A 26,115-nucleotide genomic window follows, 5' to 3' on the forward strand; every position below is an offset into this window, starting at 1 on the left:
CCGTCCCGTGCTTCTGAATAATGGACAGGTGGTTTGCTACGTCCGTTAGGCTGATAGGAATAGGGCCGCATGTAAACCGATGCCCTGTCGCATCAGGGCTCCAGCCGTCGTGCGCCGGCCGAGCCAGTGGCCAGAGCCCGCAAGCCCAGACATGGAACAGCAGCGTCGACCTGTTCTGATGAGGCGTAAGAACGGCTCATCTGATTATATTGTCCATCACCTGAGAAAGAAATATGGCGGACAGAGAGGGATTCGAACCCTCGATACGGTTGCCCGTATACACGCGTTCCAGGCGTGCGCCTTCAGCCACTCGGCCACCTGTCCGTTCCAGGCTGAACCCGCCTGAGTGCCGCGCAATATACTCAGCCTGATCCCAAGTGCAAGCGCTCAAACGCGTTTTTTTTGGCGGCGTCAAAGGCTGTGGAACATGCCCGCGATTTCACCTCTGCAGCCGGATGCCCTGCGGTATCCCAAACCGGCTTTTTCGATCAAAATCACAAGAATGTGTTGCATATCAATTATTGAACAAGAAATCTGGGATATTACTCTAAGGACGTTGAGGCACACTTTGTTTTGGAAGTGACCAACGTGTTTGAAACCAAAGGGATATTAACGAAGGGCACCTTGAAAAAGGCCGGTACCGACATGATTAGTATTGTAAAATTTGTTTTTCGCCTGATGGGTCTCACATTTCTCGCCATCGCCATTATCGCGGGCATTTCCGATGCCAGCACCTCCATCGCTCAGTCGCAGGTGCAGCTCCAGCCGCTCGGACAGCTGTTGTTCGGTCTCTTCCCCGACACGTTTCCGATCCTCCAACCCGCCATCGAACGTCATGTTCATCCGGCGCTTTGGGATCCGGTTCTGCTGACGCTGATGACCTGGCCGGTTTGGGCCGTTGCCGCACCGCTTGGTCTCGGTTTTCTGTGGATGGGTGCCCGCCGCGGACGCATTCAGCCGCAATTCGCCTGAGGCTCCTCAAGACACGCATTCGTGAACTCACTTGGAAACGGCGCACAAGTACGCCACATTACGGGCAATGCTTGTGACGCCGTTCCGGCTTTCCCCATGTGACGGGGGAGGGCCGGTATTTCCAGGAGTTTGCCAATGTCCTTCATGACCATGCTCACCAAGAAGTTCTCGCTGCCGGGCAAGGATGAAGCTCTGCCCGGGCGTGACAGGGCCATCGTGCCCGGCGAGGCGCACTTCGTGAACGGCAACGCGATGACCGGCCCTTATCCCGACGGCATGAAAACCGTGCTTGTCGGAATGGGATGTTTCTGGGGCGCGGAGCGTCTGTTCTGGCAACTGCCGGGCGTGTACGTCACCGCCGTCGGCTACGCGGGCGGTTACACGGCGAACCCGACCTATCATGAAACCTGCAGCGGCCGCACCGGGCACACGGAAGCGGTGCTCGTGGTCTATGACCCCGACGCCATCGGACTGGAAGACCTGTTGAAGGTCTTCTGGGAAAATCACGATCCGACGCAGGGCATGCGCCAGGGCAATGACACCGGCACCCAGTACAGGTCGGCGGTCTATGTGAATTCCGCCGACGACCTGGCACTTGCACTCAAGACCCGGGACGCCTATCAGGCGGCGCTTTCGAACGGTGGCGTTTCCGCGTCCATCACCACCGAAATCCGCGAACTTGACACGTTCTTTTTTGCCGAAGACTACCACCAGCAGTATCTGGCAAAGAACCCGGCCGGCTATTGCGGCATTGGCGGAACCGGGGTGTCCTGCCCGACCGGGATCGGTCAAACGGCCTGAACGTGACGCCTGAAGACCGGGCTCGCGGCGGTCTCGCCGTCGCGAGGGCGCGCGGGTTGGCGGGTATCCGGAAATTTGACAGGGAGGTCTGCCTGCTGCGGCGGGCCGTTCTCGTCAAACACGCGAAAAAATCCGATATCTCTTTCGTTTCGCAGCGATAATTCAGTTTTTATTAAAATTACAGCGTGATCTTCAACACCGGAGAAGGTGTACATGGGGGTCTTGCGATGAGCCGCTTCGCAAAGGGTTTTGCGGCCGTCTATTTTCTGATGTGCAGCGCGGTCGTGCTGACGGGATCCCTGATGCCAAGTGGCGTCGGTCCGGTCGCGGTTTTTGCCAAACCCTGGGGTAAGTCCGCAATCGAGGTCGTCGCCGCCACGGAGTCGCCGGTGATCTTCGTGCGGGACGGATCCTGGATCGCGCTGACGGAGTCCTCCGACACCAAGTTAGTTAGCCGGCTTTACGAAGCGGGAGCCGGATTTGTTGCCTCGAGCGCGGTCGCAATCGCTTGCGCGCGCCTGTCGGGTCTTTCACTGGAGAAGAATTCATGAGCGAAATGGCGGTGGGGGTCTCGGGCCTGGATTGCTTTCGGGAGCGGTTTTCCAAGATCGTGATCTATTTCACGTGGTTCAATGTCGGTCTCGTCGCGGTAACGGCGTGGCTGGTCGGCAATGTATCCTTCGGCATGGTTGCCGGCGGTGCCTTTCTGCTCGGCGCGGCCGCAACGGCCTGCTGGCTGAAATTCGGCGCAGGCGTCGAAACGCGCCTGGCGACGGCCATGTCCCTGGCCGGCCTCGTCGCGCTTTTCGTCGCTTCGCTGTCGACACCGGAGGGGCAGAACTCGTTCCAGCTCGACGGCCACATGTATTTCTTCGCGGTTCTCGCGATCCTGGCCAGCTGGGTCGACTGGCGCGCGCTGGTCGCCTATGCGGCGGTCGTTGCCGTGCATCATCTGGCGCTGAATTTCATCATGCCCTGGGCCGTGTTTCCGAACGGCGCGGATTTCGCGCGGGTGGTGTTTCACGCGCTCATCGTGGTCGCGGAGGTTGGCGCGTTGTGGTGGATGACCAACTCGCTGGCGACCGCGTTTACCGCCTCCGACCAGGCGCGTGAGGAGGCGGAGAAGGCCCAGGCAGAGGCGCTCCTGCTTCAGGAGGAGAATTCCCGCCACACGGACGCGGAGCTTGAAAAACAGCACACGGTCAGCGAGCGTATCGCGGTCTTCCAGCAGGAAATCGCCTCCAAGCTCGATGGTGTCGGGGTCAAGGTTGCCGAAATGCGCGGCTCCGCGGAAGAGCTCGGCGCCGTAGCACAGGATACAACCGGCCGCGCGACTTCGGTGTCGGATGCCTCTGAAACCGCGTCATCGAACGTGCAGATGGTGGCTTCGGCCGCGGAAGAACTGTCGTCTTCGATTGCCGAAATCTCCCGGCAGGTCGAGCAGACAACCGAGATCGTGATGAAGGCGACGGAAAACGCACAGACCAGCAACCGCAAGGTCGCGGGGCTCTCGGAAGCCGCCAACCGCATCGGCGAAGTCGTCACGCTGATCCAGGCGATTGCCGAGCAGACCAACCTGCTCGCCCTGAACGCGACGATCGAGGCCGCCCGGGCAGGCGAGGCCGGCAAGGGCTTTGCGGTCGTCGCCGCCGAGGTCAAGGAGCTGGCGACACAGACCTCCAAGGCGACCGAGGAAATCGGTGCGCAGATCTCAGCCATCCAGGCGGAAACGAAAGGTGCCGTTGAATCGATCGGCGCAATCGCGGAAACCATGGACGAGGTCAACAGCTACACCGCCGCCATCGCCGCTGCCGTTGACGAGCAGGGCGCGGCCACCCAGGAAATTTCGCGCAATGTTGCCGAGGCAGCCGACGGCACCGGCCGGGTTGCGGAAAATATTGGCGGCGTGCGCGAATCGGTGGAGCGCACCAGCCGCTCCGCATCCTCCATGGCCGACGCGACGGAGGTTCTGGACGCGGAGACATCCGAGATGCGCCACGCGATCGATGCATTCCTGCAGGATGTGGCTGCCGCTTAATCAACCAAAAATGACGTAACGCATAAAATTGGCCGGCTACACTTGAGCCGGCCATTTTTTTATCCTGCGCACAGAATGTTTGACTTGATGCCGCGCGGATGTCATGAGCCGCACTTCGAAAGACAACTGAGCGGTCTGGCACAGGGCAAAAAATGGTCGAGACGTCTGCCTGCATCGGAAATCGGCATGAGGCAACCGAAGGCAAGCTGCTGCCCGGATCGGTCCTGTTGCTCGACCTGTTGAAGCAGCGCTCCGCCAGGCTGTTCGAAAATCCCGTCGAAATCGTCACGTGCACCGTATTGGAAGACGTCCCGGCTTGCCTTGAAAGACTGGAAGCCGCGCAGGACGAGGGCCGGTTTGCCGCCGGATTTCTCGCCTACGAATTGGGCTATGCGTTCGAGACAAAGCTTCAGGCACGTTTTGAACACTCCGGTGAGCCGCTGCTGTGGTTCGGCATTTACGACCGCGTCACGGAACTTGAGATCGGGACGGCAAGAGAGCTGCTCGCCAGGTCGGCGCAAGGAGAGGGCGCATCGGTCGAGGCGCCGCGCTTCGACATGGACCGGAGCGCCTATGCGGATGCATTCGGGCGTGCGCGCGACCACCTCGCAAAGGGCGATATCTATCAGGTCAACCTGACCATGCGCGCGGAGCTGTCCCATGCGGGCGCACCTGAAGCGCTGTTTCTGGACCTGATGCAGCGCCAGCCGGTCGAATTCGCCGCATTCCTCAAGATGACCGACAGGACGGTGCTGTCGCTCTCGCCGGAACTGTTCCTGGAACGGCAGGGAGAAACCCTCAGAACCCGGCCGATGAAAGGGACCGCCCCGCGGGGGCGGTTCGCCTCGGAAGATGCAAGGATTGCCAGGGACCTCGCCGGCGATCCCAAGCAGCGGTCCGAAAACACCATGATCGTCGATCTGATGCGCAACGACCTGTCGCGCATCGCGGTGACCGGATCCGTCAGGGTGACGAAGCTGTGCGACGTGGAGCGCTACAAGAGCCTTCACCAGATGACCTCGACGATCGAGGCGACGGTTGCCGCAAGCGTCGGGTTCCCGGCGATCATCCGGAACCTGTTCCCGTGCGGCTCGATTACCGGTGCGCCCAAGCTCAGCGCAATGCAGATCGCGCATAATCTGGAGAGCGGTCCGCGTGGCGTCTATACCGGGTCCATCGGCTGTCTCGAACCCGGTGGTGACTTCCGCCTGAACGTCGCGATCCGCACGCTTGTGCTTCGGGATGACGGCACGGGGCAGGCCGGGACCGGGTCCGGGGTGGTGTTCGATTCCGGCGCTGCGCCGGAATATGACGAGTGCATTCTCAAGCTCAAGTTCATGACTGAGGATATCCCGGATTTCGACCTGATCGAAACGATGGCCTATGACCCGTCGGAGGGCTTTCTGCTGTTCGAGCGGCATTTGCAGCGGCTGCAGAAGTCGGCAGACTATCTCGGTTTCCGGTTCGATCCGGATGCCGTGCGCGCCAGGTTGCTGGGCGAGGCCGAGGATTTCACCGGGCCGAGGCGCGTACGCCTGCTCATGAATGCGGATGGCGAGGTTTCGATCACCTCGACGGACCTGACGCCCGTGGATGAAACCACGGTGTTCAATCTCGTTGTGGCAACGGAAAGAACGCGCGCATCCGACAGGTTCCTCTATCACAAGACCACGAACCGCGCCTTCTACGACGAAACCCGCGCGCGCTACCAGGCCGAGACCGGTTGCCAGGAAGTGCTGTTCCTCAACGAGGACGGTTTCCTGACCGAAGGCAGCTACATGACCCTGTTCCTAAAGAAGGACGGCGTGCTGCTGACACCGGCGCTTCATCACGGTCTGCTGCCGGGCACGTTCCGCGCCGGATTGCTGGAGCGCGGACTGGCGAAGGAAGCCGATCTGACGGAAGAGGACTTGGCAACCGCCGAGACGGTCTTTGTCGGCAACTCGGTAAGGGGACTGGTGCGCGCTCGTCTTCTGACGACGGTGCAGGCTGCGGGCGGCGAGAGCGTGGACGATGGCGAACTCGTCGTTGCCCGCCAGGCCGTTTGAGACCGGCTGCAAAACCCGCTTTGGATGACGGCGTCGCTCATGTTGTCCGCAGGAGCGCACGCGCTTAATACCAACCGTCACAGATAGAAACCCATTTCACCGGGATTATTTTGCCACAAGGCAAGACGCGGTTTGCGCGGTAGTGCCGGCACTTCAAGCAAATCGCAACGCGGCATTGGGGCAAAAGAACCCGGCCTCCGGTGGCATGAAACCGGCCATCGGCTGCGTTGTGGCGCTTGCCCGATGCGCCGGCAACGCGCTGCGCACCACGCCTGACCGAGTGGACCGGTTTGATGCCATGAAATGGGTTTCTATCTATGAAGGTTGGTATAAGGTCTTGCGATGGGCCGCATTCTGGAAACCGAACTCTACCAGCCTGTCAAAGCGTACCTCACCGAACAGGGATATGAGGTGAAAGCCGAAGTCGGCGCAGCGGACATTGTCGCCTGCCGCGGGGACGAGGACCCCGTCATCGTCGAATTGAAGACCGGGTTCACGCTCGGCCTGTTTCACCAGGCCATTGCGCGCCAGTCGGTGACCGACGCGGTCTACGTAGCCGTTGCGCGCGGCCCCGGACGGCGCTTCCAATCCGCCCTGAAGAACAATCTCAAGCTCGCCAGGCGGTTGGGCCTTGGCCTGATCACGGTGCGGCTTTCCGACGGACTGGTCGAGGTGCACATCGATCCGGCGCCGTATGCGCCGCGCAAGTCGAAACAGCGCAGGGACCGTCTGCTCAGGGAGTTCGCCAGACGTGTCGGCGATCCCAACACGGGCGGGTCGACACGCGTGACGCTTGTGACCGCCTATCGCCAGGATGCCATGCGCTGCGCGGACCATCTGAACGCCAACGGTCCCAGCCGAGGTGCGGAGGTCGCGAAGGCGACCGGCGTTGCCCGGGCAACCCGGATGATGGCGGATGATCACTATGGCTGGTTCGAGCGCGTCGAGCGCGGCATCTACGGATTGACCCCAAAGGGCAGGCAGTCGCTTGCCGAACGGGATCAGGACGCCTGACACGGCGCAGCGGTCAAATCAGCCCGGGCCTCAGCCCGGCTGGAACAGTTCCACGACGTTGCCGGACGGGTCCTCGCACAGGATCTGCCGGCCGCCCGGGCCTTCGACGATATCGTTCTTGAAGCGGACCCCGGCCCCGCGAAGGTCTTCAACCGTTCCGGCAATATCCGTGACGACCACGACTATCCTGCTCCAGCCGCCCGGGGCGGGCTTCGAGCCGTCCGGCATCGGCCTGGACGCCGAGGCCGGCGGACCGGCGACCCAGAGCTGCAGGTCGTCCCTGCTCAGGATCGCCATCGCGGGTCCGTATTGCTGCTCGAGCGCAAATCCGAGCTGATCCTGGTAAAAGGACACCGCTTGATCGACATCGTCGACAATGTAGCGAAATGTGGCCATGGAAATCCCCTGCTCTGCGTTTTCTGGCGGTCACGGAGGGGAGCTTAGCACACGCAGCAGGCGGTCTGCGAGCGCAGCACACGCCATGAAGTAAGTTCCAAAGATCGGAGCCGGTGCGCCGCTCTCCGGTCATCTGAAACGGGAAGTTCAGTTACAGGGAATGGCATCTTCCATTGCGCTCAGGAATAGCCAGGAGGCATCGATGTGTCGTTGCGCCTTGTTTTCGCCGAGATACGCGACGAACAGTTCGACATACTGCTTGTAGGAATATTCGTTGCTGATGCAGATGTTCCACGGGTAGTCGGTGCCGTCCCGTTGCGCCTGCTGTCTGCCGGCTGAAATCTGCGCCAGAGCGCCGACGACATATCCGTAGCAGACATCCTTGCTGACCGGCCGGCCGTACTGGCAGGCTGAAAAAAGATCATTGCCCGATAGGGCGTGTGCCGGTTTCGCATCCATGAGCGTCACCAGGGCAAAGGCCGCCACTGCCAGTCCGAATGTCCGCATTTGATCCGTCCCCTCCAAAGCGTTTGTCACACCTCTCTACAGACTGTTGCCGTTGTCAATCCGTGATCACCCGGTTTGCCGCCACGGCACCACCTCCAGCTCCGGCCAGAGATCCTTCATCCGCTTTGCCTTCTCCACGTAGGTCTCTTCATTCTGCTGCGTGAAATTCGGCACCAGGCGCATGGCGAAGAGGTTCGCCAGGCCGAAGGGTGCGTGAATGTCGAGCGTGCCGTCTGCCTTGAGGCGCGCTGCAACCGCGTGTGTGCGGGCCGCATAGGTCGTCAGCGCATCCATGGAGCAATCGAGAGGGCGATAAGGCCGGCCGAAGCGCTGCTCGTACCAAAGGTGGACGCGTGCCTGGTTCCGTACTTCGAGCAGGTCGGCGAATTCGGGAAGGGCGTCGTTCATGCGCCTGATGACGTCGTCTTCGGCCTCGTAGGAAAGGTCCTGCCCGTCGAAATAGATGACGTCGAAATCCTTGATGCCGTAAAGCAGCGCCCGCCCGGTCAGGACATTCCAGACCGTCTGGTAAAGGCCGCCGGAAACCAGCCAGGCATCGGGCAGGTCGAGATCGCGGATCGCGGCAAGGACCTCCATGACATGCGGCACGGACGCGATCACGTCCGTCAGGTGGGCAATGCGGTCTTCCTCGCGGGCCTGATACGGATCGCCGAATGCGGCGGGCTTGTTGGAGCCGGGAGGCATTGTCATGGGATAGTCCTTTTTCCGGGTCGATGACGCTATCCGATTCTGAGGTCAAGGGCACAGACCTATAAAGCATACGTAGCTTTTACGAGGCTGCCCGGCACAGTTGAAAATGAGTGATCAGATGTACATCCGTCTCTTGCTTGACACACCCGTTTCCGGTGCCATGTTTGAGACGGGGCAGCCAGATCTGGATGGTTCGAATGAAGACATTTTCCGAAGACGTCTCGAAATCCCTGCGTAAATGTATGGTGTTGGCGATCGGGGCTACGGCACTCACCACAGTTTCGGTTCAGGGGGCGTATGCACAGTCAGGCAGGCCCGACACGCGCTCTCTCACCTGTGGACAGGTGCAATCGCTGATCAAGCAGAACGGTGCCGCGGTCCTGCGCACCGGTCAGTACACGTTTGACCGGTACGTCTATACCCGGAACTTCTGCCAACACGGAGAGGTCACGAACAAGCAGTGGGTGCCGACCAAGGACGTGCGGCAATGCCTGGTGCGTGTCTGTATTGATCCGAATATCCTGAGGTTCAACGACTTCTAGAATGAAACAGGATCCAGTGCCGCGCCGGGATTTACCGGCGGCGGTACCGGATTGACGCGTGTGAACGAGACAGACGGCCGCCGGACGGAAACGTCCGCCGGCCCTCCGAGTGGGGAGTGTGCCTGATGACCTTCGCCAGACCGTTTTGCGCCGCAGCGGCCGCCTTTGGCCTTACGGCGGCGACCCTGATGGCATCCGTGTCCGTGACACATGCGCAGGCGCGGCCCGACACGCGTCAGCTCACATGCGCCCAGGCACAGGCTCTCGTCAAACAGAGAGGCAGTGTCGTCATGACCACGGGTCCGACGACCTTCGACAAGTTTGTCGCGACGTCGAACTACTGCTCGCCTGATGCGAAGATGCTGCGCCCGAAATTCGCACCCACGAAAGACAACAAGAAATGCGCAGTCGGCAACCAGTGCTTCCGGAGCCGGAACTTCCGCTAGGTGATGGACTCATAAATGAGGCCGAAATGGTTTGAGGCGGATTGCTTCTCCTCAAGGAGCGGAAGCGCAGGAAATGTGGTTCATTTTCGAGCCTTTCGCGACGCAGAGGAGGAGCATTCCGGTCAAATCCGAAGGACATGGAAATGGCTTCACCCCGTGTCGTCAGCGTGCTTGACCGGGCAGGAAGCCCGCTCCGCACACCCTTCCTAACGGGATCTCGCCATTTCGCATGCCATTTCAGTCTCATTTATGAGTCCATCACCTAGGCCCCGCTACACGGTAATCGGGCCGCATGGCGCGTCGCGCGCAGCGTATTTTGAAGGATCCGCTGCGCGCATGTTGGTCGCTCTTTCCCGGCCGGGTCAGCCCCGAAGCGTGCCGCCGGTCGCCTTTTCGACATTGGCGATGATTTTCTTCGCCACCGCGTCGATTTCCTCATCCGTTAGCGTTTTCTGGCGCGGCTGCAGCAGCACGTCGATCGCAACGGATTTCTGACCGTCCGGCACACCCTGGCCTTCATAGATGTCGAACAGGGTCACGTCGGCAATAAGGGTCTTTTCCGCACCTCTTGCCGCTTTCAGCACCGTCTCGGCAACAACATCCTGGCCGACGAGGAACGCAAAGTCGCGCCGGACCGGCATCAGGTGGCTGGCGTTGAGTGCCCCCTTGGAGCCGCCCGTCTTTTTCTTCGGCTGCGGCAGAGCGTCGAGGTCGATCTCGAATGCCACCAGGGGACCCTCGATATCAAGCTCGGCAAGCGTCCGCGGGTGGACTTCGCCGAAGACCGCCAGCGTGTTTTTCGGCCCGAGTTTCAGACAGCCGGAACGTCCGGGATGAAACGTCGGCGGGGCATCGGTATAGACCTGCAGTCGGTCAACCGGTGCGCCGATCGCGGCAAGCGCGGCTTCCGCGTCGGCCTTCGCGTCAAAGACGTCCACATCCGCCGAATTTCCGGACCAGTGCCGGGCGGGACCCTGAAGTTTCGCCGTGCCCCGGCGTACGCCGGCGGCGACCATCTTCTGGCCCTCGGGCGTGTCGCCGTGAAAAACCTGGCCGATTTCGAAGAGGGCAACATCGCCGAAACCCCTGTCTGCGTTGCGCTGGGCCGCAGTCAACAGGCCCGGGAGCAGGCTCGGGCGCATGTCCGACATCTCGGGAGAGATCGGATTGGCGAGCTCGAGCGTGGCATTGCCGCCGCCGAAAAGTTCGGCCTGGGGCCTGGAGATGAATGACCAGGTCACGGCCTCGTTGAACCCGCGCGCGGCAAGCGCACGCCGTGCCCGGTTGCGCCGGATCTGCCCGGTTGTCAGGACCTTCTGCCCGACGGTGCCGGTGCGCGGCAGGGGGGTCAGCGGCACCCGGTCTAGACCGATGATGCGCACGATCTCTTCCACGAGATCGGCCTTGCCCTCGATGTCCGGACGCCAGCTCGGCGCCGCGACCTTGACCGTGTCGCCGCCGCCGGAAATCCAGAATCCGAGTGATTTCAGCGTCAGGTTTGCCTCGGCGAGCGAAACCTCGACACCCGACAGACGCCGGATTTCCGAATAGGGGAACTCGATGATGTTGCTGCTGTCCGGAACGCGGCCAGCCTGGGTCGTTTCCGACGGCTCGCCGCCGCACAGATCGAGCACCATGCGGGTGGCATATTCCAGGCCGGGCATCATGTAGTCGGGATCGACCCCGCGTTCGAAGCGGTAGCGCGCATCCGTGTTGACGCCGAGCTTGCGGCCGGTGGCCGCAATGTCGTCCTCGTCCCAAAGCGCGGACTCGATCAGGACATTCACCGTCTCATCCGTACAGCCGGACGGTTCCCCGCCGAGGATGCCGCCAAGGCTTTCCACCGCGTTGTCGTCGGCGATCACGCAGACGGTGTCGTCCACCTCGTAGGACTTGCCGTTGAGGCCATCGAGGCTCTCGCCTTCCTTGCCGCGGCGGACCACCAGGTTTCCGTGCACCTTGTCGGCGTCGAACACGTGCAGCGGACGGCCCTGGTCGAAGGTGATGTAGTTGGTGATGTCGACAAGGATGTTGATCGGCCTGAGGCCGATCGCCGTGAGACGGTCCTGCAGCCACTGCGGCGACGGGCCGTTCTTGATGCCCCTGACCATGCGCAGTCCGAATGCCTTGCACATCGGCTTCGTGTCGCCGAAGTCGAGCGACACCTCAACCGGACACGGATAGCTGCCGCGGATCTGCTCATGCGAGCGTTCTTTCAGCTTGCCGAGGCCGGCGGCGGCCAGGTCGCGGGCAATGCCGTAGACGCCGGTGCAGTCCGGCCGGTTCGGCGTCAGTCCGATTTCGATGACCGGCTCGTCCAGTCCCGCCCACTCGGCATAGTTCACGCCGACCGGCGCGTCCGCGGGCAGGTCGATGATGCCGTCATGTTCGTCCGACAGTTCAAGCTCGCGCTCCGAGCACATCATCCCGAAGCTTTCCACGTCGCGGATCTTGCCTACGGACAAGGTGGTGTCCAGACCGGGAATATAATCGCCCGGCTTGCCGAGCACGCCGACCAGTCCGGCACGCGCATTGGGCGCCCCGCAGACGATCTGAACCGGATCGCCTTCGCCGGTATCCACCTTGAGCACACGCAGCCTGTCGGCATTCGGATGCTGTTCGGCTTCCAGGACCTTGGCGATCCGGAAGGGTTTCAGCCTGTCGGCGCGGTTGGTGACCTCTTCGACCTCCAGCCCGATCATCGTCAGCCGTTCGACGATCTCTTCCAGGCTGGCATCGGTTTCCAGGTGCTCCTTGAGCCAGGAAAGGGTGAACTTCATCTTCGGTACTCTTTATCTCTTGCGCGGCGTCGTGGGCCGCATATCCGGTCAATTCGAAAGATCAGTTGCCGAACCGGCCGACCTCGGGCAGCACGGTCGCGTCGCCGTAGCTCTCCGCGAAACGGCGGCCGATCTCACCGAATTCGCCTGTCCAGCGGCGCACCATGTCCGGCGTGATCTGCTGATTTGTGGCAATCGCCTGTGCGGCTTCCGCCTCGATGCGGTCGCGCAGGATGCCGAGTTCGACCTGGGCCGCATATTCCGCCCGGTACTTCCCGAGCCATCCCATCGCGACGATCACGACCATGACCAGGAGCGCGGCGGTGCTTGTCAGGCCCGCCCACTTGGCTGTTCCGCCAATGCGCCGGTCGCTGGCGATCAGGACCATCGAGGCAATCGTCAGGAAGGCGACGATATAGATCGCCTGCAGGAAGCTCTGGTACTTTTCGGCCGAGCTCGCTTCGTGATTGGCGCGCAGCGTGGTGATCCGGTCCCGCAGGTAAAGGAGGGCGTCCGCTTCCGTGCCGAGCTTGTCGCGGAAATAGGTGTCGCAAAACCGCAGGCGGCCACGGGACTCGATCTTCTCGGCGCACGCTTCCATGAACGACGTTGGTGTCGGCACGCGCTCGTCTCTGTCTGCCGTCTGGGCGGTGGCCGGGAGGACAGCGCCGAGAAGCAGCATGACGACGAGGGTTAAGCGGGTGATCAATGACATAGACGTTTGCCCCAGGATCCGGGTGATTAGGTGGACAGGCCGCCGAACAGGGTCGGCAGATCGAGCGGACGGAAGCCGTAATGCTGGATCCAGCGGACATCCGCGTCGAAGAAGGCTCTCAGGTCCGGCATGCCGTATTTCAGCATGGCGATCCGGTCGATTCCCATGCCCCAGGCGAACCCCTGGTAGACATCCGGATCCAGGCCGCAGTTGCGGATGACGTTCGGATGCACCATGCCGCAGCCGAGGATCTCCAGCCAGTCTTCGCCCTGGCCGATCCTGACCTCGCCGCCGGAGCGGTCGCACTGGATGTCGACTTCCATCGACGGTTCCGTGAACGGGAAGAAGCTCGGGCGGAAGCGCATCTTGATGTCGTCGACCTCGAAAAAGGCCTTGCAGAATTCCAGCAGGACCCATTTCAGGTGGCCGAAATGGCTCTCCTTGTCGATCACCAGGCCTTCCACCTGGTGGAACATCGGCGTGTGGGTCTGGTCGCTGTCGCAGCGATAGGTGCGGCCCGGAATGATCACGCGGATCGGCGGCTCCTGCGAACGCATGGTTCGGATCTGCACGGGCGAGGTGTGCGTGCGCAGCAGCAGGCGCTCGCCGTCTTCCTTTTCGTTGAAGAAGAACGTGTCATGCATTTCGCGCGCGGGATGGCCCTCGGGAAAGTTGAGAGCGGTAAAGTTCAGTTCATCCGTTTCGATGTCCGGACCTTCGGCAATCGAGAAGCCCATATCGGCGAAGATGGCGGTGAGTTCGTCGATCACCTGGCTGACCGGATGAATGCGGCCGGCTTCGGCAGGGGACGGGCGCAGCGGCAGGGTGACATCGATGGTTTCGCTGGCAAGGCGCGCTTCCAGGGCCGCTTCCGCAAGAATGTCCTTGCGGGCGCTGATCGCGTCGGTGATCCTGGCTTTCAGCCCGTTGAGGGCCGGCCCCATGACCTGGCGCTCTTCCGGCGTCATCTTGCCGAGCGTCTTCATCTGCTCGGAGATCTTGCCCTTCTTGCCAAGGGTCGTGACCCGGATGTCCTCAAGGGCGGTTTCGGTCTCCGCGCCGTCGATGGCCGCCAGGAGATCGGTTTCTAAAACGTCGAGATTTGACATGCGTGCTCGGTTGTCGGTGCGCGCGCCGCGCGCAGAAATGAAAGTCGGGGTCTTTTAGCGAATAATGACGCTGAATGCCACGGCCTCGACCGCATTATTGCGTGAGCCCCAGGTGAATGGAAAAACGCCGATTTTCAGGGATGAAAGACCGGGCGCCTCAGCGCATAAATCGTCCGCAGGCCGGACCCTGCAGTTCGGGAACACGCACCGCAAAGGCACGCAAGCGCAGCGAAACTGCGGCGTGGCCGGAGGAACAGCGATGCTTCGTGCGGTCGGTCATGGGCGCAATGTACCTGAAGACGAGGCGAAGGCAAGAGGCAATGGCAGGCTTGCCTTAGATCGGCGAACCTCGGAAACGTCAATCCGGACAAGCAAGTACTCTCCAGAAGCCAACATGCTTTCTGAAGTCACCCCCGGACTTGATCGGGGATCCATTCCCCGCTCTCCCGGTTTGCCTTATGAATGGCAAGACCGGGACCCTGTGTGTTTGAAGTGTGCCTAATTTTGTTGAACGGGCCATTTGTTCGCCGGACCCTGGTAACCTCTCCCGTCGGGAGAGGTCGGCGCGACTGCGCCGGGTGAGGGGACGAGCCCCGGTGCGATACGCGAACGTCTGATCCCTCACCCCGACCCTCTCCCGGCGGGAGAGGGGACTTTCGCTGCGGCGCTTGCGCAGCAGCTCAGCGCACTACCGCAGGATTTGGCTTTTGCTTGGCGTTGAACGGGCATTTTTCGCCCGGCCTTGGTAACCTCTCCCGTCGGGAGAGGTCGGCGCGACTGCGCCGGGTGAGGGGACAAGCCCCGGTGAGACACGCGAACATCTGATCCCTCACCCTGACCCTCTCCCGGCGGGAGAGGGGACTTTCGCTGCGGCGCTTGCGCAGCAGCTCAGCGCACTACCGCAGGATTTGGCTTTTGCTTGGCGTTGAACGGGCATTTTTCGCCCGGCCTTGGTAACCTCTCCCGTCGGGAGAGGTCGGCGCGACTGCGCCGGGTGAGGGGACAAGCCCCGGTGAGACACGCGAACATCTGATCCCTCACCCTGACCCTCTCCCACCGGGAGAGGGAACCTTCGCTTCGGCTCGCGCGTACCAGTTCTGCGCGCCTCCTCAGGACGTGGCCCTTGCCATTCGTCATTCTCCGTCAAACCATGGCATGACTGACGTGGGGAGTGCTTTCTCATCCCTGACCTACGCCTCAACCTCGTCCGCGCCTTTGGGCCGTCCGATCGAGGCCTGGAGTTCCTCCGGAAGCCAGCTTTCGAATGCGCTCTTTGCGTTCGTGCGCGGGGCTGTCCTGCCGCTGATAAGCCAGTAGCCGAGCCCGGTTGCCGGGCGCTGCGGGAACGGGGCGATGACCTGGCCGGACTTCACCGCGTAGACGGCAAGGGTTTCCCAGGCGAGAAACACGCCCTGGCCGGCGATGGCGGCATCAAGGCAGAGCGAGCCGTCCGAGAAGGTCGGCCCGTCCTTCAGGATGCTCTCCTCCAGGCCAAAGAGATCGAGCCAGGTTTTCCAGCTGAACATCTGGCCGGGGTCGCGGATGACCGGCAGCTTGCCGATATCCGCCGGTTCGCGGATCTCCTCCGCCAGGGCCGGACTGCAGACCGGAAAAACCCGCTGGTTGAGAAGCTTTTTCGCATTGAGCCCGGGGTAGGGCCCGCGCCCGACCCGGATGCACAGGTCGACGTCGCTGGTATCCGGATCGACGAGGTCGACGGTCGCCTCCACGCGCACGCGAATGCCCGGATGCGCCCTGTTGAAACTCTTCAGGTGCCAGACAAGCCACTTGCCGGCAAAGACCGGAGCGACCGAGATGGTCAGCGCGTCTTCCCGGCCGCGTTCGGTCGTTGCGACCGCCGTGGACAGCGAGGTCATGGCTGTTGTCAGATGCGGCTGCATCGCAAGCATGTGCGCGGTCGGCAGCAAGAGCCGGTTCCGGCGCTCGAACAGCTGTACGCCCAGTTGCGCTTCGGATTTCTGGACCTGCTGGCTGACGGCCCCGACGGTGACACCGAGTTCTTCGGCCGCGGCCTTGATCGATCCGAGCCGGGCGACGGCTTCAACGGCCCGCAATCCGGAAAGGTGGACTCTGTTGAGGTTCTTCATTTTAGAAAAGCTAAATCGAAAATCAGAAGAAGTCGATTTTTTTCAGCAGTGATAAGCTATAAATATCCAGCATAGCTAAATTCATAAAAGGAATTTGGCCATGACCAAAAGAACAATAAAAAGGAGACTGAAACTCATGATGAAACTGTTTTTGCGCCGCCAGACCAAGGCGACATCGCCGTCCTGGTACGATCGGACCGATCCCCTGTCCCATCCGGCCATCCAGCGCATGAGCCCGCGGGAACTCGCGGATCTGCCGTTCAACCGGCGCTAGAGCATCGGACCGGCTGAAACGCCGGTCTCATGAGAAGCCAGACATGTCCGGCCACCCGGGCAGTCACATTCGACTAAAACAGAAAACGGCGCCTGGACCCTGTCCGGCGCCGTTTCTGTTTTTTGACCGCGAGACGATTTGGCCTTGACCTGGAGTCGCTCCAGACGGGTAAGTTTGCCCAAACCCGGAGAGGCACCTCATGCGGATTTCAGAAGCGTCAACAAGGTCCGGCCTGAGTGCCGATACCATCAGGTTCTATGAAAAGTCCGGTCTTGTGCCGCCGATCGAGCGCGGACCCGACGGCTTGCGGCGCTTTTCGCCGGAAAACGTCGAGTGGCTCGTCCTGCTCTACTGGCTGCGCAAGACCGGCATGCCGATGAAGGAAATGCGGCGGTTCGCAGCGCTTTACCGCGAGGGCGAGGCAAGCATTGCGGAGCGCAAGACGGTGCTGCTCAATCATGAAGAACGCCTCCATCGGCGCCGGGCCGAGCTGGACCGCTGTGCGGATGTGCTTGCCCACAAGATTGCGACTTACAGGAAAATTGAAAGAGAGGTGTCATGAAGATCATTCTCGTAGGAGCGTCGGGAGACGTCGGAAAGGCGGCTTTCGACGAACTTTCCGGACGGCACGAGATCATCACGGCGGGCCGCAACTCCGGCGACGTGCGCGTGGATCTGGCATCGCCCGAGAGTGTCGAGGCGATGTACCGGGCGACCGGTCCCGTCGATGCGGTCGTCTCGGCCGCCGGCGAGGTCGAATTCGCGCGTCTCGGGGACATGAGCGTCGAAAAGTACCGGTTCGGTCTTGAAAACAAGGCGCTCACGCAGGTCGGGCTCGTTCTGGCCGGTTTGACAACGGTCCGGGACGGCGGTTCGTTCACGTTGACAAGCGGCATTCTGGATCGGGACCCTGTCCTGATGGGAACAGGGGCCGCCATCGCGAACGGAGCGCTCGCCGGTTTTGTCAAATCGGCCGCGATCGACATGCCGGGAAGCCGGAGGATCAACGTCGTCAGTCCCGGTCTGCTCGAAGTCTCGGCGGAGCAGTACGGTGCCTGGTTTCCCGGCCACGACCTGGTCTCGTCCAGGCGCGTCGGCCTCGCCTACGCCAAATGCGTCGAAGGCGCGATCACGGGCCAGGTGGTCACCGTGGACTGATTGCCTTGTGTCATCGGCCCGCCGAACAAATGCGCGCCGGGCTGCAAGGTTTGATCCGCGCGAAGGCGTTGCGGCATGGATTGCCGGATCAGGTCCGGCAATGACGGGAGATGGAAACCGTGTCGCCGATACCGTCTGTCGTCATCCCGGCCAAGCAGAGCGCGAGCCGGGATCAGGGTGGCAGGGGCCTGGCTGGTGTTCCCGTGTTTGACGGCGACGTCACCGCTCTCCGGCCCCGGATCTCCGCCGCGCTGCGTCCGGGGTGACGATTGGAGACGTATTTTTTGCCACGCCCAACTACGTCATCCCGGACTTGATCCGGGATCCAATCCACCTTGCCTCGAACAGCCTGCGTTGGTCGGGAAACGGCGGACGCCCCACTGTGAAACAACCGGCGCTCTGGAAACGAGTGGGCCCCTGATCTCCGCTGCGCTGCGTCCGGGGTGACGCCTGGGGAACTGGTTTGCCGGTACCTGCCGTCATGCCAGGGCCTGCCCATGGCATCCATGCCGTTCCGGTTCCATCCGGCTCGGATCAGGTCCGGCCATGACCGGAGCTGGACAAGCTGCGCGCGCGTACCGGAGCCTCGCCCCTGTTCACTCGTCCATCTTGAGGGCCTGGATGAAGGCTTCCTGGGGGATTTCGACCTTGCCGAACTGGCGCATCTTCTTCTTGCCCGCCTTCTGCTTTTCCAGAAGCTTGCGCTTGCGGGTGGCGTCGCCGCCGTAGCATTTCGCGGTCACGTCCTTGCGCAGTGCGGCGATCGTCTCGCGGGCGATGACGCGTCCACCGAGGGCGGCCTGGATCGGGATCTTGAACATGTGCCGCGGGATCAGGTCCTTCAGCTTTTCGCACATGGCGCGGCCGCGCCGCTCCGCCTGGCTGCGGTGCACCAGCACGGACAGCGCATCGACCGGTTCTTCGTTGACCAGGATCGACATCTTGACGAGATCGCCCGCCCGGTAGTCGGAAATCTGGTAGTCGAACGAGGCATAGCCCTTGGAGACCGACTTCAGCCGGTCGTAGAAATCGAAGACGACTTCGTTGAGCGGCAGGTCGTAGGAAACCATGGCACGGCTCCCGACATAGGACAGGTCCACCTGGATGCCGCGCCGTTCCTGGCACAGTTTCAGGATCGCGCCCAGATACTCGTCCGGCGTCATGATGGTTGCCCGGATCCACGGTTCGCGGATTTCCGAAATCTTGACGACATCCGGCATGTCGGCCGGGTTGTGCAGCTCGACATCGGAGCCGTCGGTCAGCGTCATCTGGTAGACAACGGACGGGGCCGTTGCAATCAGGTCCAGATTGAATTCGCGCGACAGCCGCTCCTGAATGATCTCCAGGTGCAGCAGGCCGAGAAAGCCGCAGCGGAAGCCGAAGCCGAGCGCCGCCGACGTTTCCATCTCGAAGGAGAAGCTTGCATCGTTGAGGCGCAGCTTGCCCATCGCCGCACGCAGGTCTTCGAAATCGTTGGCATCGACCGGGAACAGGCCGCAGAACACGACCGGCTGGGCCGGCTTGAAGCCCGGCAGCGGCTCGGTGCACGGTTTCTTGTCCAGCGTGATGGTATCGCCGACCCTGGTGTCGGCCACTTCCTTGATCGAACCGGTGATGACGCCGATTTCGCCCGACCGCAACTCGTCCACCTGGATGAATTTCGGCGTCATGACGCCGACCCGGTCGACGTCATAGGACGCGCCGGTGCCCATCATCTTGATCTTCTGGCCCTTCTTGAGGGTGCCGTTGATCACGCGCACAAGAACCATCACGCCGAGATAGGTGTCGTACCAGCTGTCGACCAGCATGGCCTTCAGCGTGTCATCCGGATCGCCTTCCGGGGCGGGCAGCTTCTGGACGATCGCTTCCAGGACGTCTTCGACGCCAAGCCCGGTCTTGGCGGAGATCATGCAGGCATCCGACGCATCGATACCGATGACATCCTCGATCTGTTCCTTGATCCGGTCCGGCTCGGCGGCGGGAAGGTCGATCTTGTTCAGGACGGTGACGATCTCGTGGTCGTTGTCGATCGCCTGGTAGACGTTGGCAAGCGTCTGCGCCTCCACGCCCTGCGACGCATCGACGACGAGCAGCGAACCTTCGCAGGCGGCGAGCGAACGGGACACCTCGTAGGCGAAATCCACGTGGCCCGGCGTATCGATCAGGTTCAGCGTGTATTGCTGGCCGTCCTTGGCATTGTAGATGAGCCGGACGGTCTGCGCCTTGATCGTGATGCCGCGCTCGCGCTCGATATCCATTGAATCGAGAACCTGATCGGTCATTTCGCGATCGGTCATCGTTCCCGTCATCTGGATCAGGCGGTCGGCCAGGGTCGATTTGCCGTGATCGATGTGGGCAACGATGGAGAAATTTCGGATGTTGGAAAGCGTCTTCGTCGTCATGGCCGCCCGTTTACCACCGCAATTTGCTTTCGACCAGAAAAATGCGAGCGCGAAGGCCGGAAATCCGTTGCTTTTTTTCAACTTTTTGGAATGAACCGACTGCAAGGTGCCCGGCGTCGAAGACAAAGCGCCGATTGGCGTGGCGTGTTGCGGATCGGGAACGCGAGAAAGCGAGGCCTGCCAGCCGGTCGTACTCGGCGGCCGGAGCGCGACAGGAGGGGCGGCAACGCGGTCAGTTCGCCGTCAGAACCGTCCTGCAGTCCTTTGGAAGCGCCGCAAGCGCCATGGGGCGTTTCTTGACCACCTTGGGTTTCTCGCCCGCCTTGGGCGGGTTCTTCGGCACCCAAGGTTCATCGGAGAGCCAGTAGGCCAGGTGCGAGCCGCAGCCGTCGCCGGGCGGCGGCGGGTCCTGGTTCTTGCAGCCGGCACTTCCTGACGGGCAGGAAAGCCGGACATGAAAATGATAGTGATGGCCCCACCACGGCCGGACCTTCCGGAGCCAGGCGCGGTCCCTGCTCTTTTCGAATTCGCAGAGCGCCTTCTTGATGGTCGGATTGACGAAGATACGCGCAACACGTGCGTCCGACGCTGCCCGGCGGATCAGCCGCGCATGCGTGTCCGTCCACTTGGCCGGGTCGACGCTGCGGTCGGCACCCTTGACGTCAAGCGGCCCCTTGAGCATCGAGATGAACGGAATTTCCTCGCGCTCTTCTGCCGTGAGGCGCCGGTTGGGCATTTCCCTGAGCCAGATGTCGGCATCAAGTCCGATCTGGTGGCTGGAGTGGCCGAACAGCATCGGCCCGCCGCGCGGCTGCGCCAGATCACCGACGAGCAGACCGTTCCAGCCCACTTTGGGAGCATCCGCCGCAAGATCCTTCAGATAATCGATCAGGTCGGGATGACCCCATGCTCGGTTCCTTGAAAGCTTCATCACCTGCCAGGTCGGCCCGTTCGCGGGAAGCGAGGCACCGCCCGCAAGGCAGCCTTTTGCGTAGGATCCGATCGCGCGTGCTTTCAGCGGCGCGGGGCCGTCTGCAGCGCCGAAATAATCCTTCGCCGGCAATTGCGAACGCAGCACGAGTTTAGGCGTCTCGGCGACATATCCTTCCGGGACATCGCGTTTCCTCACCGGTACCGGCACGCCTGCAACGGTGGTGACGCTCGGCTGGGTGATTTCGGCGGCGCTCCGTTCCGGTTTGCCTGCGGGAACGGGCACCGGGTTTGCAGGTGCCGGTCCGGCTGCACTCAGACCCAAAAGGAGGCCGAGACCGGCAAGGGGTAGCTTGCAGGACACCCGTTTTGCTGGTTGGGACTTGCTCACGTCAGCGCCTCGTGCATGTTCCCGGCGGGCCGTCTTGCGGAAGATTATCCGCGGCGGTCCGCGTGTTCAGGCAGCATGCACCAGATCGGACCCCTGCGCATCTGTTTCCGCGGTTTCCACCTGCGCTTTCAACAGATCGGCCAACTCGTCGAGAAGGACGGTGTTGTCCCGAATGATCCGGTCTGCCGCACCATTAAGCAGGATGATGTTGCCCGGGCGGGCGTTGTCCATGTCCTCGGCTTCCGGTTCCAGCGCGGTATCGAGACGGTGATAGGTGACGTTGTCCATCAGGCCGAACAGGTGCTCCGCCTGATACTCGGCGGTCTGCGATTGTCCGTCGGAGAAGATGGACAGGATCGGGACACCCTTTGACGGCTGCATCCAGCCGAGGGCTCCCCAGCCGATGGCCTCAGAATAGGGAAATGGCCTTTCCGAGGCGCGGCCGGTGCCGAGGGAAAGAATGACAATCTCGTCGTCCTCCCAGCCGAGCTTGCGTGTCTCAAGATAGGCTGCGATCGCGGGATCCTTCATGAACACGCCCCCGTCGACCAGGGCCTCTTCGCGTTTACGGCTCAGGTTTTCAACGCGCGCCGGTTCGAAATAGGAAGGCGCTGCAGTCGTTGCCCGCACGGCCTGCCAGAAATAATAGTCGTCGGGCCGGCCGCCATTTTCCTCCAGCCCGTTCGTCATGAAGACGGCCTTGCGCTGCTCGATGTCATAGGCGGTCAGCACAAGCTTGGTCAGCGCGCTTGCCATGGAGGTCCAGCCGAAACGCTCCTTGAGCAGCTTCTCCAGCGGACGCGCGTCATAGGTTTCGTCGAACAGGCCAAGCGGATTTGTGACGGCACGCGCGAAGCGCGCGCTGATGGAGTTGGTGAAGATATCCCTGGCTTCGCGTTCGTAGAACGCACGCAACTCGTCGATCGTGGCGGCCGCTTCGCCTGCCTTGCCGCCCGGCCGCGGTGCACTCAGTCCGGCTGTGATCAGGCCGCCGGTCGACGTGCCGGCCATCAGGTCGAACATCTGGTGAAAGGGTTTGTTGACCCCGCGCTGACCCAAACGGGCCTCGAGCGATTCAAGCACGCGCAGGGGAATAAGGCCGCGGACACCGCCGCCGTCAATCGAAAGGATGAAACGCTTTTTCTGGGTCATGGTCAGTCCCGGGGTGGTCAAATTCGTAGGGCAGCGCCTGTTCGCAAACCGGCATCATACGCTTATGTGATCGTTGATTAAATGTTTGCGACCAATTGCGACACTGCAATGGCAATTTTTTAAAGATAGGCTTCAAATGACAAATTTGGAGAGCAACAGGTTAAGCGAATAGTTGGAATTCTGCTGAATTTCCCGATTTGCCACAGATACAACCCGCAATACACACTGGCGACCCTTTATCCGGAGGTTGATTTCGGACTAGGATCGCTCCGATTAATAGGTCCGAACTCCGGATCGCGCCGATTGCCAATACCCCCAACAGGACGTCCCATGAATATCGATCTACTGCGCCGACTTTGCGAAACTCCGGGAGTGCCGGGCCACGAGCACCGCGTGCGCGCGCTTATCCAGGATGAGATCAAGGGGCTTTTCGACGAGGTCACGGTCGACCCGATGGGATCGCTTCTGTGCCGGCGTGACAGCCGCAAGGCTCCCAGGAAAGGCGCCCCGAAAAAGGTCATGCTGCTGTGCCACATGGACGAGATCGGTTTTCTGGTCTCCCATGTCACCGACAAGGGTTTTCTGCACGTCCAGCCGGTCGGCGGCTTTGACGCGCGGAACCTGTTCTCGCGCCGCGTTCTTGTCTCCACCGATGACGGCGACTTCAAGGGGGTCATGAATCCGGGCGGCAAGCCGATCCACATCTCGTCCCCGGAAGAACGCAAGAAAATTCCAGAGCCCAAGGACTTTGTGGTCGATCTGGGTCTGGGTGAAAAGGCCAAGGATGTGGTCAATGTCGGCGACATGGTGACGATGGACGAGCCGCTGATCGAAATCGGCGAGAAGGTCGTCTCGAAGGCGCTCGACAACCGAATAGCCTGCTGGCTCGGGATCGAGGCCGTCAAGGGTCTCGGCAAGGCCAGGCACGAATGCGAAATCCATGTCGCGTTCACCTGCCAGGAGGAAGTCGGACTGCGCGGCGCGCGGACCTCGTCCTTCGCCATCAAGCCGGATATCGGTCTCGGCGTCGACACGACCCTTGCATGCGACACGCCGGGAGTGCCCGAACAGGACCGCACCACCGTCCAGGGCAACGGCTTCGGCCTTCATGTCAAAGACAGCAGTTTCATCGCGGATCGGGACCTCGTGAAGGAATTCGAGGCGCTGGCGCAGAAGGAAAAGATCCCGTTCCAGCGCACCATGCTCGCGGCTGGTGGCCAGGACGGCGCAGCGGCCCAGCAGGCTGCCGCGGGCGCCAAGGCCGTCGGCATCGTGGTCGGGACACGCTACATTCACACGGTCACCGAGATGATCCACAAGTCGGACCTTCAGGCGGCGCTGGATGTGCTCGTCGCCTATCTGAAAAAAGCCAAGAGCTGATGCGGTCACCGGGCGAGCCCCATGACCTGATGATCTGAGGATTTGAGGCGGCTGGCGCGCGCGGGCGTCAACGCTAAGGCGTCAGCTGTCAGCCGTCACGGGCCGCAGAAAGTGCCGGTCATAGCGGCGGATGCAGTCCGTTTCCTCCGCAAAGGCGATCGCCTTCCGGCATGCCTCGTCTTCCATGCTTAGCGCGCGATAGGTTTCATAAGCCGCCAGGGACGGATATGAAAACAGGCAGACCGCGAGATCGTTCGGACCTTCATGCGGCAGATAGTAGCCGTGGTGCGTGCCGCCGAACTTTTCCACGAGCGGGATCCACATGCGGGCATATTCTTCGAATTCCGCCGTCTTGGCCGGATTAATCTCGTATTTGATGTAACAGGTGATCATATGCGCTTTTCTCCCGTGGCCGCACTCTCATCGAGTATGGGTCGACGCCGTCGATAACAGATTCTTCGGGAATGGCGCGGTTCAAAAAAGTAGGCGCAGAGGCATTGCTACCCGGATTGGAGAACCGGATCGATTATCACCGGTCAATTCAGGATTGTTTCCGCTTGTGACCAGGTCGGAATGCAGAACGCGTCCTGGATTTGTCTTCCCGGTTTGCCGCGTGAGCGGCAAGACCGGGACCCAGTACCCGGTGACGCTGGAGTTTTGAAGAAGACGGTGACACAAGTGTTTACTGGTCTCCGGCCTTTCACTGCGCTTCAGCCGGAATGACAAGTCTTTTGACGGAGTTCGACTGGCCAGCTTCATCGCGCATCAAAAGCAAAACCCCGCCTCAGGGACGGGGCCGATGGACTTTGCACGGCGGTGCGTCCGCCGGCATCAGGTCGTTCAGGCGAGCCGGTTGGCCAGGTTGGAAACCTGTTCGCCGGTTCCGGCATAAAGTTCGCTGACCGATGCGCTCAGATAGCTGAACGAGCTGTCACCGAAGTCTCCCTCGATCGTGGCCGCGCTGGCCGAGCGGACCGAAAGACCCGTTTCGCTGTCGTAGGAAACCCGCTCGTAGGAGACGAACTGCGCGGATATCGTTTCTCCGCCGATCTCGGCTTCGATTGTGGTCGTTGAAATCGATGCGCTTTCATAGGCAACGGATGCCGACACGCCGCTGTCTTCTTCACCGAGTGCTGCCTGCAGTTTTCCGGCCGTTTTCTGATAATCTTCGACCTTTGCCAAAGCACGCTCGCGGCTTTCTTCGTCGTCCTCGCCCTTGCCCTTTTCCACCGCCTGCTGCAGCGCTGCGATCACGACCGCGTCTTCCTCAGCCTTCTTGCTGGCGGCTTCGAGAGCGGAAGCCGGGGAGGCCTTGTTGTGGCCGTTACGCTGGCCGATTTCGTGCCCGTATGCGTTGCCTTTCGGGCCGGGTCTGGATCCTTCCGGACCGTTGCTCGAAAAGGAGGCGGAAAACAGGCTTGCACTCTGTGTCGTGGTTTCGACTGTGATTTGCATGGGCATGGTCCCGGGTTCACCTGACCGTTCTGGGCAGGCGGAGTTCCATTAATATTCACTTAATCAAGTAAACATGCCGTTAACCCTGGAACGGCTTGCAGTCCGGCGTGTCACGGCCTTCCGGAAAAGGCGTCCTGAAGAAATCGTCCGCCCAGCGTCACGCCCCTGTCGTCGATGGAATGGCCGAGCCCGGGCAGTTCATGGAGGTCCGTTTCGACACCGGCGTCTGACAGGGCGTCGCGGGTCACACCTGCATGGTAGCTGGGAACGACATCGTCGTCCTCGCCGTGAACGATGAGAACCGGGCTCTCCGTCTGAACCTCTTGCAGCCGGTCGGCTCCCGGGAGCAGGCCGGAATAGGCGAGAAGCGCGGCCGGTGGCCGGTTTCGCCTGAGGCCGCATTGAAGCGCCATCATGGCGCCCTGGCTAAAGCCGAATAGCGCGAGAGCGTCGTCTTTCAGGGCGAGCTCTTCCAGCACCGTGTCCAGGAACCGGTCAAGAACCGGCCGGCCTGCTTCCGCGCCGATCCGGTATTCTGCCGGCGTGCGTTCGCTCAGGGCGAACCACTGGCGTCCGCCGAACCCGGCAAACGGCAGGGGTTCAGGCGCGTGCGGTGCGATGAAAGCCGCGTCCGGAAGCAGGGCCTGCCAGAAGCGGCCAAGATCGATCAGGTCGTTGCCGTCGGCGCCATATCCGTGCAGCAGCACCACAAGCCGGCGCACCGGAACGCCGTCATCGGGAAGAAGCCTGGGGCCATCAAGAACAGGGGCGTCCGTCATGCTTTGA

At 61.6% G+C, this 26,115-nt stretch carries 26 protein-coding genes and 1 tRNA gene; 13 read left to right on the forward strand and 14 right to left on the reverse strand.

Annotated elements, in window-relative coordinates; genetic code table 11:
* Positions 1–234: 234 nt before the first annotated feature.
* Positions 235–324, reverse strand: a tRNA-Ser gene (locus ACO07N_RS12490).
* A gap of 249 nt (positions 325–573) precedes the next feature.
* Between ACO07N_RS12490 and ACO07N_RS12495 the strand changes: the two genes are divergently transcribed.
* The 6 genes from ACO07N_RS12495 (at position 574) to ACO07N_RS12520 (ending at position 6,873) form a co-directional block, all read left to right on the forward strand.
* The gene (locus ACO07N_RS12495; RefSeq protein WP_421981328.1) at positions 574–972 is read left to right on the forward strand and encodes a hypothetical protein; all 399 of its coding nucleotides are present in this window, start codon (positions 574–576) and stop codon (positions 970–972) included.
* 135 nt (positions 973–1,107) lie between these two features.
* Entirely contained in the window at positions 1,108–1,773 is a 666-nt protein-coding gene (gene msrA / locus ACO07N_RS12500; protein ID WP_421981329.1) for a peptide-methionine (S)-S-oxide reductase MsrA, read from the forward strand.
* A 227-nt stretch (positions 1,774–2,000) separates the two neighbouring features.
* Positions 2,001–2,324, forward strand: coding sequence for a hypothetical protein (locus ACO07N_RS12505; RefSeq protein ID WP_421981330.1), 324 nt, complete (start codon positions 2,001–2,003; stop codon positions 2,322–2,324).
* On the forward strand, positions 2,321–3,811 hold the full coding sequence (locus ACO07N_RS12510; RefSeq protein ID WP_421981331.1) for a methyl-accepting chemotaxis protein: 1,491 nt from the start codon (positions 2,321–2,323) through the stop codon (positions 3,809–3,811). Before ACO07N_RS12505 ends, ACO07N_RS12510 begins: the two co-directional genes overlap by 4 nt.
* Positions 3,812–3,963: 152 nt before the next feature.
* Positions 3,964–5,859 carry an aminodeoxychorismate synthase component I gene (pabB, locus tag ACO07N_RS12515; RefSeq protein WP_421981332.1) on the forward strand — a complete coding sequence of 632 codons (1,896 nt, stop codon included), beginning with the start codon at positions 3,964–3,966 and terminating at the stop codon, positions 5,857–5,859.
* 342 nt (positions 5,860–6,201) lie between these two features.
* Entirely contained in the window at positions 6,202–6,873 is a 672-nt protein-coding gene (locus ACO07N_RS12520) for a DUF2161 domain-containing phosphodiesterase (protein WP_421981333.1), read from the forward strand.
* 30 nt (positions 6,874–6,903) lie between these two features.
* Here the strand turns inward: ACO07N_RS12520 and ACO07N_RS12525 are convergent, their stop codons facing one another.
* The 3 genes from ACO07N_RS12525 to ACO07N_RS12535 all read right to left on the reverse strand — a co-directional run bounded on the left by ACO07N_RS12525 (position 6,904) and on the right by ACO07N_RS12535 (position 8,487).
* Positions 6,904–7,269, reverse strand: coding sequence for a VOC family protein (locus ACO07N_RS12525; protein WP_421981334.1), 366 nt, complete (start codon positions 7,267–7,269; stop codon positions 6,904–6,906).
* A 147-nt stretch (positions 7,270–7,416) separates the two neighbouring features.
* Complete coding sequence (locus ACO07N_RS12530; protein WP_421981335.1) at positions 7,417–7,776, reverse strand: Rap1a/Tai family immunity protein; 360 nt, start codon at positions 7,774–7,776, stop codon at positions 7,417–7,419.
* A 66-nt stretch (positions 7,777–7,842) separates the two neighbouring features.
* The gene (locus tag ACO07N_RS12535) at positions 7,843–8,487 is read right to left on the reverse strand and encodes a nucleotidyltransferase family protein (protein WP_421981336.1); all 645 of its coding nucleotides are present in this window, start codon (positions 8,485–8,487) and stop codon (positions 7,843–7,845) included.
* A 197-nt stretch (positions 8,488–8,684) separates the two neighbouring features.
* Here ACO07N_RS12535 and ACO07N_RS12540 point away from each other — a divergent pair, with 197 nt between their 5' ends.
* Both ACO07N_RS12540 and ACO07N_RS12545 read left to right on the forward strand, forming a co-directional pair.
* Positions 8,685–9,029: a hypothetical protein gene (locus ACO07N_RS12540; protein WP_421981337.1), complete on the forward strand. Its 345-nt coding sequence runs from the start codon at positions 8,685–8,687 to the stop codon at positions 9,027–9,029.
* Positions 9,030–9,154: 125 nt separating this feature from the next.
* Entirely contained in the window at positions 9,155–9,475 is a 321-nt protein-coding gene (locus ACO07N_RS12545) for a hypothetical protein (protein WP_421981338.1), read from the forward strand.
* A gap of 362 nt (positions 9,476–9,837) precedes the next feature.
* Here ACO07N_RS12545 and pheT read toward each other — a convergent pair whose 3' ends face one another.
* From pheT to ACO07N_RS12565, 4 genes are all read right to left on the reverse strand, one after another.
* Positions 9,838–12,255 carry a phenylalanine--tRNA ligase subunit beta gene (gene pheT, locus ACO07N_RS12550; protein WP_421981339.1) on the reverse strand — a complete coding sequence of 806 codons (2,418 nt, stop codon included), beginning with the start codon at positions 12,253–12,255 and terminating at the stop codon, positions 9,838–9,840.
* Between the two features lie 61 nt (positions 12,256–12,316).
* Positions 12,317–12,970 (reverse strand): phenylalanyl-tRNA synthetase subunit alpha, encoded by a 654-nt coding sequence (locus ACO07N_RS12555; protein WP_421981340.1) that lies wholly within the window; start codon positions 12,968–12,970, stop codon positions 12,317–12,319.
* A 26-nt stretch (positions 12,971–12,996) separates the two neighbouring features.
* Positions 12,997–14,079, reverse strand: a complete 1,083-nt coding sequence (gene pheS, locus ACO07N_RS12560) for a phenylalanine--tRNA ligase subunit alpha (protein WP_421981341.1) — start codon at positions 14,077–14,079, stop codon at positions 12,997–12,999.
* 1,190 nt (positions 14,080–15,269) lie between these two features.
* The gene (locus ACO07N_RS12565; RefSeq protein WP_421981342.1) at positions 15,270–16,187 is read right to left on the reverse strand and encodes a LysR substrate-binding domain-containing protein; all 918 of its coding nucleotides are present in this window, start codon (positions 16,185–16,187) and stop codon (positions 15,270–15,272) included.
* Positions 16,188–16,323: 136 nt separating this feature from the next.
* Between ACO07N_RS12565 and ACO07N_RS12570 the strand changes: the two genes are divergently transcribed.
* The 4 genes from ACO07N_RS12570 to ACO07N_RS12585 all read left to right on the forward strand — a co-directional run bounded on the left by ACO07N_RS12570 (position 16,324) and on the right by ACO07N_RS12585 (position 17,885).
* Positions 16,324–16,461: a hypothetical protein gene (locus ACO07N_RS12570; protein WP_319385746.1), complete on the forward strand. Its 138-nt coding sequence runs from the start codon at positions 16,324–16,326 to the stop codon at positions 16,459–16,461.
* Between the two features lie 199 nt (positions 16,462–16,660).
* Positions 16,661–17,023 carry a MerR family transcriptional regulator gene (locus tag ACO07N_RS12575; RefSeq protein ID WP_421981343.1) on the forward strand — a complete coding sequence of 121 codons (363 nt, stop codon included), beginning with the start codon at positions 16,661–16,663 and terminating at the stop codon, positions 17,021–17,023.
* Positions 17,020–17,619, forward strand: coding sequence for a short chain dehydrogenase (locus tag ACO07N_RS12580; RefSeq protein ID WP_421981344.1), 600 nt, complete (start codon positions 17,020–17,022; stop codon positions 17,617–17,619). Before ACO07N_RS12575 ends, ACO07N_RS12580 begins: the two co-directional genes overlap by 4 nt.
* Before the next feature lie 119 nt (positions 17,620–17,738).
* Positions 17,739–17,885 (forward strand): hypothetical protein, encoded by a 147-nt coding sequence (locus ACO07N_RS12585; RefSeq protein ID WP_421981345.1) that lies wholly within the window; start codon positions 17,739–17,741, stop codon positions 17,883–17,885.
* Between the two features lie 330 nt (positions 17,886–18,215).
* On the opposite strand, the gene lepA is transcribed toward ACO07N_RS12585, so the two are convergent.
* From lepA to ACO07N_RS12600, 3 genes are all read right to left on the reverse strand, one after another.
* The gene (gene lepA, locus ACO07N_RS12590; RefSeq protein WP_421981346.1) at positions 18,216–20,021 is read right to left on the reverse strand and encodes a translation elongation factor 4; all 1,806 of its coding nucleotides are present in this window, start codon (positions 20,019–20,021) and stop codon (positions 18,216–18,218) included.
* Between the two features lie 232 nt (positions 20,022–20,253).
* A complete protein-coding gene (mepA, locus tag ACO07N_RS12595) occupies positions 20,254–21,270 on the reverse strand; it encodes a penicillin-insensitive murein endopeptidase (protein ID WP_421984421.1) in 1,017 nt (338 codons plus the stop codon).
* 138 nt (positions 21,271–21,408) lie between these two features.
* Positions 21,409–22,494 carry a patatin-like phospholipase family protein gene (locus ACO07N_RS12600; RefSeq protein ID WP_421981347.1) on the reverse strand — a complete coding sequence of 362 codons (1,086 nt, stop codon included), beginning with the start codon at positions 22,492–22,494 and terminating at the stop codon, positions 21,409–21,411.
* A gap of 330 nt (positions 22,495–22,824) precedes the next feature.
* Between ACO07N_RS12600 and ACO07N_RS12605 the strand changes: the two genes are divergently transcribed.
* Positions 22,825–23,874 carry a M42 family metallopeptidase gene (locus ACO07N_RS12605; protein ID WP_421981348.1) on the forward strand — a complete coding sequence of 350 codons (1,050 nt, stop codon included), beginning with the start codon at positions 22,825–22,827 and terminating at the stop codon, positions 23,872–23,874.
* An 81-nt stretch (positions 23,875–23,955) separates the two neighbouring features.
* On the opposite strand, the gene ACO07N_RS12610 is transcribed toward ACO07N_RS12605, so the two are convergent.
* The 3 genes from ACO07N_RS12610 to ACO07N_RS12620 all read right to left on the reverse strand — a co-directional run bounded on the left by ACO07N_RS12610 (position 23,956) and on the right by ACO07N_RS12620 (position 26,108).
* Positions 23,956–24,267 (reverse strand): NIPSNAP family protein, encoded by a 312-nt coding sequence (locus ACO07N_RS12610; protein WP_421981349.1) that lies wholly within the window; start codon positions 24,265–24,267, stop codon positions 23,956–23,958.
* Positions 24,268–24,714: 447 nt separating this feature from the next.
* Entirely contained in the window at positions 24,715–25,329 is a 615-nt protein-coding gene (locus ACO07N_RS12615) for a hypothetical protein (protein WP_421981350.1), read from the reverse strand.
* Positions 25,330–25,439: 110 nt separating this feature from the next.
* Positions 25,440–26,108, reverse strand: coding sequence for an alpha/beta hydrolase (locus tag ACO07N_RS12620; protein WP_421981351.1), 669 nt, complete (start codon positions 26,106–26,108; stop codon positions 25,440–25,442).
* Positions 26,109–26,115 lie beyond the last annotated feature (7 nt).

The sequence above is a fragment of the Roseibium sp. genome (genome assembly GCF_965229775.1).
Classification (GTDB): domain Bacteria; phylum Pseudomonadota; class Alphaproteobacteria; order Rhizobiales; family Stappiaceae; genus Roseibium.